This is a genomic window from Pseudomonas migulae, from assembly GCF_043225285.1.
Lineage (GTDB): Bacteria > Pseudomonadota > Gammaproteobacteria > Pseudomonadales > Pseudomonadaceae > Aquipseudomonas > Aquipseudomonas migulae_C.
Genome location: NZ_CP171224.1, coordinates 3,581,592 through 3,595,749, shown reverse-complemented (window position 1 = coordinate 3,595,749; position 14,158 = coordinate 3,581,592). Strand labels below are relative to the sequence as shown.

Genomic DNA, 14,158 nt, shown 5'->3' with positions numbered 1-14,158 from the left:
CGTCTTTCGTCGGCAGCTCCGAGTGATCAAGGTTAGCAGCACATCGCGGCCTGACAAGTGACGCCAGTCGGAAGCCATCAGGCGAAAAAAAAGGCACTGGACGATGATCGCCAGTGCCTTTTTTCGTACCCGATAACCGTTATCGCGTCGACAACATGAAGGTGTCGTACTCCAGGTCTTCCAGCGCCGTGGACAGTCGGTGCAGACCGAGCAATACACACACCAGCAGCGACAGCGTAAACCCGTAACCGAAGAAGCTTGGGCCGAGCATCATGCTGAACAGCGTCAGCGCCCCGTTCAACACCGCGAACAGCACGCACAGTTCCAGCACCACGGTGCGCTTGTCCAGGTAGAAAAACACGTTGAGCAACGCCATGAACACCACCTGGATGCTCACGCCGATCAGGTCGATGTAGAACAGCGGCAGGTAGTAACTGGAGATGCCCAGCCAGTCCAGCAAACGCGGTGCGAACAGGAACAACAGCACCACCGTCAGCCCCTGGACCTTGCAGATTTCCAGCAACCCCTGACGGATCGACAGGGTCATCTCGGTTTTCAGCGAACCGATGTGCTGCAGCGTTTCGCCCTCGCGGATCGCCCGGAACAGACGGTCATACCATTCGGCGAAATCGGTTTCGATGCGCACCAGAAACACCGCCATCCCCGGGATGATCGCCAGGTAGGCGATGAAGATCGGCAGGTCATACAGAATGGAGGCGCGCAGCGGGCCGATGACGTTGTTCGAGGTGCCGGGGTTGAACCAGAACAGGAACTTGTCGATCCAGATGCCGAAGTTGTAGAAGAAACCGGTGGCGAGCAGGCTGAGGAATACCTGGCGCCGATCGAGGAAGTCGAAGGCGATCAGCTTTTCCGCCCGGTACTCGCGCAGGATGTCGTAGAGGAACAGGAACAGCAGCGTGCTGTGCCCGATCAACAGCGCCAGCAGCAAACCGGGAATCTGCAGGAAGGCCAGCAAATACGCGCTGCCCACCATCAACGTGTAACCCACCAGCATCACCAGCAGGATGCGGTTATAGGCCTTCATCCCCGACAGGAAGATGATCACCAGCCACAGGTTGCACAGCACCACGAAATTCGACAGCACCAGCACCCGGTAGATCAGCGGCTGATCGAACAGTACGGTCAGCACGATGATGCCCAGCACGCCGGCGCCGAGCGTGACCAGCAGCAGGATGCCGAGCAAGTTGGGCAGGATCTGTTCGTACTTGTGCTCGAACAACCGGTCGGACACGAACCGGGTGAAGAACAGCTGCAGGCCCCCCGTGAGAATCAGCGAGGTGGCCATCAGGTAGGTCACCGTCACCAGGAACTGCCCCACCAGCGTGTTCGGGATCACCAGCCCAAGGCTGATGATGCCCACCAGCATCACGCTGATGATCGACAACACCCAGGGCCCGGAGCTGATCAGGCCGGCGTACACGTAGGCGTGCAACGTTGCGGTGTAGGAATCGCGCGAAAGGATCTTGCGCAGTTCGAAGCCAATGCCGGCCATTTAACTGTTCTCCATGGCTGCTTGATACAAGTCGCGATAACGCTGCAGCATCAAGGCTTCGGTGTAGTAACGATTGACCCGCAACAAGCCGCTGGCCTGGGCGGCCTGCCAGCGTTGCGGGTTGCGCAGCAGTTCGAGGATCGCGGCGCAGGTGGCCTGTGGATCGGCAATCGCCACCACTTTGCCGGCCAGGCCGAGGTCACGGTCTTCGGCGGTGCCGCCTTCGATCAACTCGCGACACGAGCCCACATCGCTGCTGACCACCGGCGTGCCGGCAGCCCAGGCTTCGAGAATCACCAGCGGTTGCGCTTCGCTGATCGAGGTCAGCACCATCAGGCCGAGTTTCGGCAGCAGGTCCTGGATACGCTGGAAACCAAGGAAATGCACCTTGCCCTCCAGCCCGAGGCTGGCCATGAGGCTGCGGCATTCACTGACGTACTCCGGATCTTCCTCTTCCGGTCCGACGATCCAGCCTTCGGCCTCAGGCATGGCGCTGATCACGCCGCGCATGGCCCGCAGGAACGTCTTCACGTCCTTGATCGGCACCACACGCCCGATCAGGCCCACCACCGGCGCAATGCCCGGCGCACGGGATTGCAGGGCGGAGGTCCATTGCGGCAGGTCGATGCCGTTCGGAATCACCTGGGTGCGCGCCGGGTCGGCGCCGTCCTTGATCTGCCGCTGACGGTTGCCGTCATACAACGCGATGATGTTGTCGGCGCTGTTATAGGTCAGCTGACCAATGCGTTCGAAAAAGCGGACCCACAACGTACGGATGTAACCGGAGCCAGCGTCGAGGCTGCGGTTCAGTGCCTGGCCGGAGCTTTCGGCGATCCAGCTGGCCTGGGCTAGGTCGATCTTGCGTTCCTTGGTGTAGATCCCGTGTTCGCTAAGCAGATACGTGCAGTTCCAGCGCTGCTTGAGGATGCACCCCAACAGCCCGGCGTAACCGGTGGAAATCGAATGCAGCACCCGCGCGCGCGGCATCTTGCGCGACGCTTCGGCGAGCATCAGCAACGGCGACTGCATCGAGCGCAGGGTCCAGAAATAGTTGACGAAGGACGGATCGGCGCAGTGCAGGCGATAGCCCTCGCTCAACGCTTCCCAACTGGCGCGGCTGCGCAACACGTCGTCGAGGGTCATGCGGCCCTGGGCGATGCAGTCGAGCAAACGTTCGCCCAGTTCCGGCTCCGGCGCGTCCGGGTGATGCAGGAAGCGATACAAATCCGCCAACTGCTGATGATCGGCCTCGCGCGGCGTGCCATGGACGTTGGTCGGATGCGTTGCGTCTTCGAGAAACACTTCTTCGATGTGCAGCACGTTCGACGGGATTTCATAGCGCCGGGTCGGATAGGCCGAGCGCTGGCCGCCGATGAACATCACCGAGAAGGTCAGTTCCGGCAGGCCGAGGATCATCTGGTGAATCCAGCTCGACACGCCGCCGCGCACGTAAGGCCAGGTGCCTTCGAGCAGCAGACAGATGTCCGCCATCGGCGCCTCTTCCTTGTGATTCATGTCCAGCTCCTCACCAGCTCAGCGAACGGGGGTCGCTGACGGGTTTTCTCGGGAAGCTTCTGCAGCAACCCGGGGATTTCGTGATAACGCCCGGCTTCGAACGCCAGCTCGGCGTGGAACGGCAGCACCTGAGCGGCGCCCATGCCGTTGTCCTGAGCTTGATGCAAAAGCACTTCGGCGCGATCGACATCACCGCGCTCCAGCGCAATGCGTCCGGCCAGCAAGAACAGCTCACCGCCCTCGCCCGCCTCAAGCCCTTGTTCGGCATGTTCGCTGGCCTGGTTGAGTACGTGCTCGAGCACGCTGCCTTGCGCCAGGCCGAGGTACGCCAGCTCCCAATACCAGCGCGCCAGCGTGCCGTGCAGTGCGCCGGCGGTTTTCGCGTTGGCGCCGTTCAGTTGCCCGAGCGCAATCTGGATGCGCAGGTTGATGTCGCTTTCCTGCTTGTCGAGCATCGAATACGCCAGCAGGCGCACGTCGTCGCTTGGATCGCCCAGCGCCAGCTTGAGGATCGGCACCGCTTCCTTTCCCGGCATGCGCCGTGTGGCCAGCAACGCGGCCAGACGCTGGTCCGGATCCGGCGCATGGCGCAATACATCCTGCAAACCTCCATCGGCGAAGATCGGCGAATGATGTTGCGTTTGCGCACGAAACGGCAGGCTCGGAATGCCGACGGCTTGCCAGGCTTGCTGGTGACGCTTGCGTGGCAGGTACAGCGCCGGGAAGATCGCCGCGACCACGCCGATCGCGCCGATCACCGGCACGAAGAACGCCAGGCTGAAAATGAACAGCGGACTCCACGGCAACGGTGCGCGATAGCGGGCCGGCAGCAGCAGCCACACCGCCGCGCAAAGCATCGCGCAGGCCAGGCCATGGCTGAGGGTGAACACCAGCAATTGTTGCAACTCGGGCACCGCGAGCCAAAGACTGGCCCAACTGCCCGCCTCTAACAACAAGGCTCCGCTAAACAGCCACTTGCTGATCATTCAGGCCACACTCGTTGAACAGGAAATTACGCAGCCCGTTGCGGTCGACGCCAGGCTCCAGGTTGAAAGGCATGACCCGCACGCCCAGGCTGTCCATGTCACTTTCAATCCCAAAGTGCTCATGCAACAGCAGGCTGATCCGCGCCAGATAACCTTCGGTGCCCTGCGGGCTGGTCAACGGCAACAGCACCAGCAACAGCTTGTGATCGCGATTGTTGCGCACCGGCAAATGCAAATCGAGACCGCGCTGGCTGCGCTCCATCAACCGTGTCAGCTCTTCGTTGGGACGCGTCATTTCGAAGGCAAACAGGCCGGCCGGCAATTTGTGTTTCTCCACATCCACCAGCGAGCGCTTGAGCTGCAGAGTGAATTGCTGTGCATCGGCGTCGGGCAGTTGCAGCACTTGCGGGTCTCGGCGCAACAGGTCGGCGATGTGCCCGGCAAGCAGCGCCAACAGGCTCAGGGTGCGATCCTGGAACGCGAAGAACGGCATCTGCCGCACCGCCAGGATCGCCAGCAGACGACCCTCGGCATCGATCAACGGAATGCAGGCCTGCAAGGATGAGAACTGCGTGGAGTGGCCGGAATCGATCAGCTCCTGGCGCACGCTCACCAGTTCGCCGCGCTCCAGGCACAGCTTGACCAGACCGTCCTCGGTGCCCAACGGCCCCATGACGCCGATGGTTGCCAGCGCTTCCGGCAGGACATTTTCTTCACGCTCGTCAACGCGATACAGACCGGCCACGCGCAGCGCACCGTACTGTCCGAGCATCGACACGATCGGTTCCGCCAGCGCCTTCAAGGCATCACCGGCGTCCGGCATCACCCGCAGTTTTTCACGCAGGCCCAGCAGTGAGCTGCGCAAACTCTGGTCGCTACCGGCGACACGCTGTTCCAGCAGGTCGTGGGAGACCCGCAGGATCTGATGCGCCCGGGTGAATTCGTCGAGACGATACTGACGGTATTCGTTAGCCATTTGCAGCCGCTCCAGGCGGCGCATCCACAAATCGCGAACCTCACCCACCAGCATCCCGGACACCAGCACGCCGACAATGAATGACGGATCGATCTGTGCGTAACCTTCAAGACCGCGGTAGCGCAGGGCAAACATCGCCAGCACCAGCAGGCTGGCGCTGAACAGGCCGCGCACAAAACCGTAGCGCACGCCCAACAGCAATGGCGCGAGAATCGGCCAGGGGAAGCCGCCGTGTATCTGCAACGGGTCTTCCGGGGTCAGCCACAAGCCCAGGCCGATGGCCAGGCCGGTCACCAGAAGCGTTTCCAGCCAAGACACCGGGCCGCTGGCTTGAGGCGCGAGGCTGTAATCCATGTGGGGAGAATTCATTGCGATCACTCGAACCGAAGGGCGCCAACAAGTTTGTCTAGCACCGTTTGAGCGGTACCGGCGAGGCTTTCACGGGACCAGCCGGCACGGGCGCCGCTCTTGCTCCAGAGCACCCGACCGCTGCTGGCTTCGAGAACGCGCAGGCTGATGCCGACCGCAGGCTCGCCGTCCAGGCCGTTCTTGTATTGCCACTCTTCAACGCTGCCGGCGATCACGTAGTCGAGCTTCTGCTCACGGGCCCAATCCAGGGCACCGGCCAGACGTTCGTTGTCATCCATCAGCGCTTGTTCGCCCTGGGTGCTGACCGGGTAAACCCGTGGTTGCAAACCGTGGCTGCTGAGTACGCTGAGCAGGATCTGCTCGCTGCGTTCACCGGCCTGTGGGGTCTGCGAGTAGTTGATCATCGGCACGATGCCCCACTGCGCATTGCGCGGCAGGTTCGGGCTGGTTTCATCGGTGAAGCTGGCGCAACCGGCGACGAACAGAACGGCGAGGGCCAGGCCCAGATTACGAATTGCTTGCATGATTTTACTCCGTAGACATTCCATGATCAGCGTCCAAACCGCACGCCGTAGCTCACACCCAGTGTTCCGCCGGACTGACCATCCCCGCCTTGTGGCGCGGATTGGTAGCCGAAAGTCAGGGCCAGTTCGTCATTACCCAGCACTTCAAAACCGATCCCGGTGTTGATGCCGTAGTTGAAAGTTTGATCCAGCCATTGCCAGCCCGCGGTCACGTCCACCAGCCAGGTGTATTGCGGCTTGGTGCGCACCAGTGCGCCCGGAATGCCGCGACGCCAGGACGTGCCGACGTACAGTTGGCCGTAGCGGCTTTGTAGAAGATCGCTGCCCATGACGGTTTCCGTATCGTTTTCGTCGAGCCCACCTTCGTCGTTAAGTCCCTGTGGCGGCACGATGACCGGGCCGTCTTTGTTGCGGCTCGAAAGGTAATCCAACCGGCGATCATTCACATTGTTGTGCTGATAATCGACACCACTGCGCACGGTCCAGTTAGGCCCGGCGAACTCCAGGGTGTGGTTGTATTCCATTTTCAGCGCCTGACCATTTCCCAGGTTGTCGCCGGCACGGGTGGAGAACGACTTTTGCGCCACTTCCCAACTGATCTGATCGCGAGCGGAAAGCCCATGACGACCGCCGACCCACACGCTGTCTTGCTGACCGAAGGCACGCATCAAGCCGCTGTCTTCGCTTTTGCGATGCCAGCCCAGACCGGTCTCGAGCTCATCGCTGACGCTCAACTGCCAGGTCCGCGAAAGGCCCAGGCCATTACGGTCATCGTCACTGCGCTGGCTGGTGTCGACGAACAATTTGTAGCTGCCGTCTTCCACCGCACGCTGCAAGGTCAGAGCGGCGTTGCGCTCCTCGCCAATTCTCGATGAAATGATGTCGTCGCCGTGGTATTTGCCCTGCTCCAGCTCAAGATCGGCATACCAGTTGTCACCCAGGTTGTGGGCGATTTCCAGGCGAGGCGCATTGAACTCCAGGCCGCCGAAATCCTGCTCATGCCAGGACAGCTGCGCGCCTTGCGGCGTCGCTTCGTGGATCTCCACAGCCTGACGGCGCAGCTGTTCGCGCACTGCCATCGGCTGCTCGTCACCGAGCGCAGACAGGTTGGTGTCGAGCGCCTCGCCCAGGCGTCCCAGACGGCTGAGTGCCTGAGCACGCTGTGCCGGATTCAGATCGCTACTGGCCAACAGCGTTTCAACCTGCTCTTTGTTGCGGCTGCGCAGCGCTTGCTGAATTTGCTCGTAACGCTCGACCTTCAGGCCCTGGCTGCGAGCCCAATCCAGCCACTGGTCTTTCTGCGACTCCTGGTTGGTTGCGTCAAGACGCGCCAGCAAACGCTCGAACCACAGTTGCAGCATCGCCGGTGAGCCGTCTTTCCACTTCAACACTTCCTGCTGCGCCTTGGCTGGCGAATAGCTGCTGGACATCAGACGCAACCAGATCGCATAGCGCTGGGACGTCGGTCGAATGTCTTCAGCTTCGGGGCTGCGCAACAACTTCAAGCGCAGACGCTGAGCCGCGTCCTGATATCCCGCGCTGTCGAGCGCATCGGCATAGGCCGCCCGCACCAGCCAGTCATTCGGACTGCTCTTGAGGTACATGCGGTACCAGGCCAACGCCTCGCTGTCGCGGCCGAGCATTTGGCTGGCACTGGCGAACGGCAGCCACAGGATCCGGTCTTCCCGGGCCTGCGCCTTCCACTCAGTCAGCAGTGGTTTCAACGCAGCGGTGTTGCCCTGATCGACGTAAAGCCACATCAGGCGCTCACGAAACAGATTGTCGTCGGGGTAGCGCGACAAGCCCAGCAAGTACAAACGCTGCGCCTCCTCGACTTGCCCCTGTTGCACCGCCAATGCACCGCGAACCGCCAGAACCTGCGCCTGTTCATAAGCGTCGGGGTATTGCTCGGCATCCTTGAGCAGCGCGGTCACTTGCGGCCAATCCTGCAATTCCTGGGCTTGCTGCAAGGCCTCGACCAGACGCTGCGGATCCTTCGTACGCTTCCAGCTGTCGACCATCAATGCCAAGGCACGCTGTGGATCACTGGTGCGATAAAGCGTGATCAACTGGCTCTCGTCGCCGCTATTCAGCGAGCCTTTGAGTGCCAGCATTTTCTCCAGGGACATCCGCAGCTCATCGTCGAGCTCCAGGTCCCAGGCCAGCGCGGCCCGGGAACGCCAGTAATTCTGATCGGTGATCGTGCGGTTATCGACCTGCAACACCTGCCACGCGGCCTGGTTATCAAACAGCTTGAGGTAGGTGTCGACCCAATCGACCCGCTCCGTAGTGGTCAGCGCAAAGCGTTTCGAGTAGTCCTTGTAGACCTTGGCCTTGACCGCGTACTGCCCGGTGTTTTCAAGGTTTTGCAGCAATCGCGTCCACGCCAGTCGATGCTTCGGGTACTTGCGCAAGTAAGCGTGCAGCCAGGCTTCGGCCTGATCCGGGGTGCCTCGTGATTCGTGGCCATAGATCAGCGCATCGAGTTCAACGTCGGTCAGCGCGCGCTGCTTCATGATGTCGGCCAGCAACGGGATCGAGCGATCAAAATCGAATTGCTGACTCGCCAGGCGCCAGGCGTGCTCACGGATTTGCGGGTCTTCGCGCAGTTCCAGCAGACGAATCCAATAATCCAGGGCGGCTTCACTGTCACCGCGCCATTCGCCAAGATGGGCCATTTGCTCCAGCAGTGCCGGATCATCCGGATGCTCCAGCAACAGTTGCTGACCGCTTTCCCAGGCACCCGGCAGATCGCCGAGGGCCAGGCGCATGTTGAAATCCTTCTGCAGGATTTTCGGGTTATCCGGTTGTAATACGCGCCACTGCTGGAGGAACTGCTGTGCCAGATCGAAGCGCTTGCTGGCAACGGCAACATCAACGCCCTGCTCCAGCCAGGCCGCATCCGTCTGCGGATCCTTGAGCTGATCAAGTTCATCGGCGAGCACTTGCACCGCCTGATCACCCTGCCCGGAGGCCAGCAAACTGTTAAACGCCAGTCGCGAGTACGCCAGACGCTCGGCGGGTTGCTGGCTGTCTTTTTTCAGCTCCAGATAAATTTCTGCAGCACGCCCCGGTTGTTCGCCTGCCAGATACCACTGGGCAGCCGATTTGAGCGACTCGGTACGTTGCCCGGGATCACGGCTGGCGATTTCGTCATAAACGCTGGCGGCAAAAGCCGGGGCTTGCAGTGCCAGCGCCAGTTTGGCCAGGTTCTGCAATTGCGGCACCGGCAATTGGCGGTGATCAAAGCTTTGCAGCCGCTCCACCAACGCTTTTTGCACCGCAGGATCACTGCCTTGCGCAGCCTCCAGCGCATCCAGTTCAAGCCGGTAATACGCCTGCACATCCGGAATCGGTTTAGGCCAGGCCTCCAGGTGCTGACGCGCCTTCACGTAGTCGCCGAGGCGAATCAAAAGATCGACCAACTGCAGGCGCAGGTGATCGTCATCCGGGTGCGCAGTCAGCAACAATTCGGCGTAGTTGGCCGAAACGGCATCCGGCTCGCGGCCATCAGGCTGGAACACTTCTTCCCGCTGGAAGGTCGCCCACAGCAGACCGCCGACAGCAGTCGCCACCACCGCCAATGCCCAAGGATTGAGCAATCGACTGCTTTTGGTTTTAGTCGCAGAGGAGCTGACCATTACTCACCTGCTTCATTGGTAATTGAAAAGTCCACAGACCGGCCGATGCCTTGCCCGTGAAACGCTGTCCATCCACTTCAACCCGACAGGCACTTGTCGAACGTACCGAGAAGGTCAGATCGACTTGCCCGGCAAACGCAAAACTCACCCGACGATCATCCAGGTATCTCCAGTCCACCAACGGCAGATTGGCCTCCTCCAGCGCCGGTCTGTTGTCTCGATCAGGGCGCAACACCAGCAACGCGTGGTCGCTGCTCAGAGCGACATATCGCCCTTGCGGCAAATCCCGGACACCGGCAATGCCTTGCGAGCGCAGCAGATCCGGCCAGCCCATTTGCGGGTCCAGGCGCAAGGTACGCAACCCGTCCATCCCGCGAATCTGCCAGGCACCGTCGACTGTTTGCGCCAGACTGGCCTGGTACAGTCCGTGCAAACGATCAAGGTAGTCACTCATCCACAGCGATATAGGGTGCTGCTCGCGCATGTACCCGTAGATCTCGTTCATCGCCTTGATCGAGGCCTGCTTGGTGCTCGAATAGAAGTGGTAATACAGGTGCAGACCGCGCAAGCGGCGCGGGCCGTCAGTCAACTCAAAGGTGTCGATCACATCGCGGAAACCGTAATACGGACCTTTCCACAGATTGGTGTAGAGGTTCTCGTTGATGATCGGCGCGTAATACTGCAAGCCACCTTCGGTGGGACGCAGCAACGGATTCAAACCGGTCAGCGACGGGTTGGACTTGGTCAGTTTGGTCTCGGCGCCGTTGACGTTTTTCAGACCCGCGTCGTAAGCCAGCTTGATGGTGGCCGCCGACGGCAAGGCATCGCCTGGCCAGAAGACCATCTTCACCGGTTTTTCCGGGGTGGTGAGCTGCTGATTGATGTAGTCGCGCGAGCCAAATATTTCACGACGGAAATCGATTTTGTCGTACCCCGGTATCGCCATCTTCAGGCCGTATTCCGGGTTGAAATTCTCACGCTTCTTTGCCTGTTCCGGCTGCATGAAAAAGGGGTGGCTGAAGGTGTGGGTCGCCACCTCGACTTTCGGGTTGGCAAACAGCTCACGGGCGATCGGCTCCAGCTCCCGAGCCAGGAACGGAAACATTCCGCGCGGTGAAATTTCACCCTCGATGATCGACACCGAGGTCAGGAACGGGTTGGGCTTGATGAAGTCATCAAGCACCTGCTTGCCGGCGTAGGGCGTTCCACGAACCTCGGCACGGGACGGGAAACCGTCGCCATCGATGTGCACGGTAGCGATGCGCCGGCCATTTTCAGTGGTGGTGTCGGGGCGCGGTTGTACCGGCAAACGCAGGCTGGCCTGAAGGAACGCGAACGGGTCGAGGATCCAGCGACTGCGCTCGTTGTTCACTTCAAGGATATAGGGCGCAAGGGCCAGACCGCCCCACTCCGCCACGGCCACGGGCGTGAATGTCTGGCCACCTTCACCGGTCAGCAGCAACGCCGCTTTCGGGCCTTTTGGCAACACTGAAACAGCCGTCAGGTCACGGGATCGGGGCTGCACCGGTGCTTCGAACGCTCCGAGCAGCGACTTGTCCTGATAGGTGACGGTCAACGATTGAGTGCCCGGAGGGGCCCCGCGGTTCAAGCCCAGACGTTTGAGCAGGACTTTGTCTTCAACAGGCAGGCCGGCGAAAAACACCAGCGGGACCTTCTCGTCCAGACGTTTACCGAGCCATCGGTTGAAGGCCGGGCTGTCCTGCGGCGGGCCGCTGGTCATCCAGGTAATGATGCCGGCGTACAAGCCACTGAAACGATGATCCGGCAGCGCGTCGGCGGCGAGGTAGTCGACCCGGTAACCGAGGTACTCAAGCAAACCGCCGAGCAGCGTGTGCCCGGCGTTGCGGATCAGGTCACCTTCACGCGGGTCATACACCATCGCGATTCGACGCGGTTGAACTTCGACGCTGCTGATGCCCATCGAGTCCAGTTCAGGCGTGCTGATGAAGGGGATGAAGCCTTCGTCACGCAGACGCTTGGCCAGCTTGCGTGCTTCCTCGCGACGCTCCGGCGGCAAGTAGTCGATCGCCACCAGCGGAATGCCTTTGGCACGCAACGGTTGCAGCTGTGTCTGCAGCCACTCGCGGTCAGCCTCCGGCACGGGGCGATAACGCTTGGCGGCGGCATCCCAGCCGGCGTACATGGACTCGAACGCAACCGCTGCGGCGACGCCGTCCAGCTCCGGCAACACTTCAAACCCACGGTTGAAAAACAGTTTCAGCGTCGGCTGACGCTTGTGCATTTCCCGCAGCAGACTGGCGAGGGCCGTACGTTGCGCCTCTCGCGAACCTTCCGGCAACAGCTGGAAACTGTCGAGGGTGTCGAGAAACAGACCGTCATAACCTTCCGCCTGCAATGCCTTGGCGCGGCCGAGCAAATGCTCGCGCCAGGCCGGCGCGGTGAGGTCCATGACCTGACTGTTCCAGGAGTCGTTTCGCACCGGGCTGACCGCGTTACGCAGGCCCGCCTTGTCGATGGCCGCCTTGTTGCCATCGAACTCGCCCACCGACACGTATGCGAACGGATGGCTGCCTAGCTTGCGCAAGGTTTTGACGTCACCAGCGGTCAAGTGACCGGGCTCGACCACCGCCCAGTCGAACTGAGCCAACTCGGACAGCGGCGGTTGGTCGGCGTACCAGAACGCCACGCTGGAAGGTTGCGGCAATGCTGAAGCCTGGACGGACGGTCCGCTGACGAAGAGTGCCAAGGCAGCGAACAGCCGCTTGGCAACCACGCGGACACGCGGCCTGCTAAAAACGATTTCCATAAATCACTCTTGAAATGACTGATCCGAGACTGCTCGAACGTCGGACACAAATGCCGGGCGGATTATAAGCTGCGCAGAAGCTGCGCCAGGCCGTTGCCGATGGACGTCGGGGCCGGGAGCGTAAAACGCTCGAGCAGACGCGCGTTGTTGGCTCGCGAATGGCGTATGTCGCCTTGACGCGGAGCCTGATACGTCACCGTCAGAGGATGGCCGGTGGCGTTTCCCAGTTCAGTGATCAGGTCGTTGAGGCTGGTGGAACGACTGAGCCCCACATTGACGGCACCGGGCGCCGGCTCGTGCGCTTCCACGGCCTGGACGAGGATGCTCACCAGGTCCTGGACGTAAACGAAGTCGCGGGTCTGTTCACCGTCGCCAAAAATCGCCACCGGCTTCTGGGCCATGGCCCGTTCGGTGAAGATGCTGATCACGCCGGAGTACGGCGAAGACGGGTCCTGTCGCGGCCCGAAGATATTGAAGAAGCGCAGGATCACCGGCTCCAGGCCATGTTCGCGGCGATAGAAGTCCAGGTAGTACTCGCTGGCCAGTTTGTCGCTGGCATAAGGCGTCAGCGGGGACTTGGGGGTGTCCTCATCAATCGCCGAGCCTTCGCCGTTGTTGCCGTAGATGGCCGCGCTAGACGCGAAAACCACACGCTTGATGCCGGCCTTCAACATGTGTTCGCACACGTTCAATGTGCCGACGAAGTTGCTTTGATGGGTGCTGACCGGATCATCGACCGACGCTTGCACCGAAGCCACTGCTGCCAGGTGCACGACGGCGGTGCAATCTCGCATGGCTTGCTCGACGGCGGCACTGTCCGCAACATCGCCGACGACGAGGTTGAGATTGGCATTACCGACTGGCAGGTTACCGACCTTGCCGGTCGACAAGTTATCCAGTACGCGAACTTTGTAGCCCTTGCCAAGCAAAGCCTCTACAAGGTGTGAACCAATAAATCCTGCACCGCCGGTAACCAGTATTCGCCCATCAAGCATGAAGTTTCTTCCTGAAGATTCAAACGGACACTCGTATGTAAAGTCCGTAAACGGTGACGCTCTAAATCAATAATTCAGACTGATGGCCTTTAGCCAATCACGCCTGAAACTGCGACATCACCCAAATCTCGAAGGTTCAAAATCATTGGGAAATCTGTCGGATCAACGCCGAATTTATGGCGCAGGGCCATTAGAGCGGCGCAGATAATGTGAGATCAACGGCGCACTGTCAATAGTTTGTCTATTCCATCGCAAAATGGCCTTCGACATTGAAATTTCGCCATTTAATTGACGACATTTAATAGCTACACGTCGACATACTATGGTTCATACGCAGCCGCCGCTCAGGAGCCTCCGCACCATGAAACAAGCCCTCCTTATCGTTGATGTTCAACCCAGCTTCGCACCGCCGCAGTGGCTGATCGACGGTATCCAGTCACTCATTGGCTCCATGCCCAGCGCTGCTACCGTGGAACGCCACGACGAATCCAGGACGCCCTTCCAGAAACAACTCGGCTGGCACCCCGCGGCGGATGACGAAAGCCTGATCCACGCCGATCGCATTTTCATCAAGCATGGCTACGCGCCAACGGCTGAAACCATAGATTACCTGGCCAGTTTGCAAGTGGAGCGCGTGCTGGTGTGCGGCCTGCAAACCGAGACCTGCTGCCTCGCGGCGGGGTTTGCGTTGTTTGATGCGGGGTTGCAGCCGACGCTGATCACGGACCTGACGGTGGGTTCATCGCTGGATCGGTCGGGGGGATTGGGGGTGCGGTTGTGGGAGCATCATTTCGGGCAGACGGTGACCGTGGGGGAGTTGGGGCGGGGTTAGGGTACAGCGAGCGCCGCTT

Annotated in this window: 9 protein-coding genes; 1 reads left to right on the top strand and 8 read right to left on the bottom strand. The window is 60.7% G+C overall.

Translation table 11 applies throughout. From position 1 onward, the window contains the following. Window positions 1–139: 139 nt before the first annotated feature. The 8 genes from pelG to ACF6ZU_RS16440 all read right to left on the bottom strand — a co-directional run bounded on the left by pelG (window position 140) and on the right by ACF6ZU_RS16440 (window position 13,307). The gene (gene pelG / locus ACF6ZU_RS16475) at window positions 140–1,513 is read right to left on the bottom strand and encodes an exopolysaccharide Pel transporter PelG (RefSeq protein ID WP_392885214.1); all 1,374 of its coding nucleotides are present in this window, start codon (window positions 1,511–1,513) and stop codon (window positions 140–142) included. Beyond that, window positions 1,514–3,028, bottom strand: coding sequence for a GT4 family glycosyltransferase PelF (pelF, locus tag ACF6ZU_RS16470; RefSeq protein WP_392885213.1), 1,515 nt, complete (start codon window positions 3,026–3,028; stop codon window positions 1,514–1,516). It lies immediately after the preceding gene. Continuing rightward, a complete protein-coding gene (locus tag ACF6ZU_RS16465) occupies window positions 3,025–4,014 on the bottom strand; it encodes a HEAT repeat domain-containing protein (protein WP_392885212.1) in 990 nt (329 codons plus the stop codon). The genes pelF and ACF6ZU_RS16465 overlap by 4 nt, the downstream gene beginning before the upstream one ends. Continuing rightward, window positions 3,992–5,359 carry a PelD GGDEF domain-containing protein gene (locus ACF6ZU_RS16460; RefSeq protein ID WP_392885211.1) on the bottom strand — a complete coding sequence of 456 codons (1,368 nt, stop codon included), beginning with the start codon at window positions 5,357–5,359 and terminating at the stop codon, window positions 3,992–3,994. Before ACF6ZU_RS16460 ends, ACF6ZU_RS16465 begins: the two co-directional genes overlap by 23 nt. Window positions 5,360–5,364: 5 nt before the next feature. Continuing rightward, window positions 5,365–5,883, bottom strand: coding sequence for a penicillin-binding protein activator LpoB (locus ACF6ZU_RS16455; RefSeq protein WP_392885210.1), 519 nt, complete (start codon window positions 5,881–5,883; stop codon window positions 5,365–5,367). Window positions 5,884–5,909: 26 nt separating this feature from the next. Further along, window positions 5,910–9,524, bottom strand: a complete 3,615-nt coding sequence (locus ACF6ZU_RS16450; protein WP_392885209.1) for a tetratricopeptide repeat protein — start codon at window positions 9,522–9,524, stop codon at window positions 5,910–5,912. Continuing rightward, complete coding sequence (locus ACF6ZU_RS16445; protein ID WP_392885208.1) at window positions 9,502–12,312, bottom strand: bifunctional glycoside hydrolase 114/ polysaccharide deacetylase family protein; 2,811 nt, start codon at window positions 12,310–12,312, stop codon at window positions 9,502–9,504. Before ACF6ZU_RS16445 ends, ACF6ZU_RS16450 begins: the two co-directional genes overlap by 23 nt. A 62-nt stretch (window positions 12,313–12,374) precedes the next feature. Continuing rightward, complete coding sequence (locus ACF6ZU_RS16440; RefSeq protein WP_392885207.1) at window positions 12,375–13,307, bottom strand: NAD-dependent epimerase/dehydratase family protein; 933 nt, start codon at window positions 13,305–13,307, stop codon at window positions 12,375–12,377. Window positions 13,308–13,668: 361 nt separating this feature from the next. Here ACF6ZU_RS16440 and ACF6ZU_RS16435 point away from each other — a divergent pair, with 361 nt between their 5' ends. Further along, window positions 13,669–14,139, top strand: a complete 471-nt coding sequence (locus ACF6ZU_RS16435) for an isochorismatase family protein (protein WP_392885206.1) — start codon at window positions 13,669–13,671, stop codon at window positions 14,137–14,139. Window positions 14,140–14,158: the final 19 nt, after the last annotated feature.

Coding starts and splice junctions, on each gene's coding strand:
- ACF6ZU_RS16440 (WP_392885207.1), bottom strand. CDS start 13,307: ATGCTTGATGGGCGAATACTGGTTACCGGCGGTGCAGGATTTATTGGT.
- ACF6ZU_RS16445 (WP_392885208.1), bottom strand. CDS start 12,312: ATGGAAATCGTTTTTAGCAGGCCGCGTGTCCGCGTGGTTGCCAAGCGG.
- ACF6ZU_RS16455 (WP_392885210.1), bottom strand. CDS start 5,883: ATGCAAGCAATTCGTAATCTGGGCCTGGCCCTCGCCGTTCTGTTCGTC.
- ACF6ZU_RS16460 (WP_392885211.1), bottom strand. CDS start 5,359: ATGAATTCTCCCCACATGGATTACAGCCTCGCGCCTCAAGCCAGCGGC.
- ACF6ZU_RS16465 (WP_392885212.1), bottom strand. CDS start 4,014: ATGATCAGCAAGTGGCTGTTTAGCGGAGCCTTGTTGTTAGAGGCGGGC.
- pelF (WP_392885213.1), bottom strand. CDS start 3,028: ATGAATCACAAGGAAGAGGCGCCGATGGCGGACATCTGTCTGCTGCTC.
- pelG (WP_392885214.1), bottom strand. CDS start 1,513: ATGGCCGGCATTGGCTTCGAACTGCGCAAGATCCTTTCGCGCGATTCC.
- ACF6ZU_RS16435 (WP_392885206.1), top strand. CDS start 13,669: ATGAAACAAGCCCTCCTTATCGTTGATGTTCAACCCAGCTTCGCACCG.
- ACF6ZU_RS16450 (WP_392885209.1), bottom strand. CDS start 9,524: ATGGTCAGCTCCTCTGCGACTAAAACCAAAAGCAGTCGATTGCTCAAT.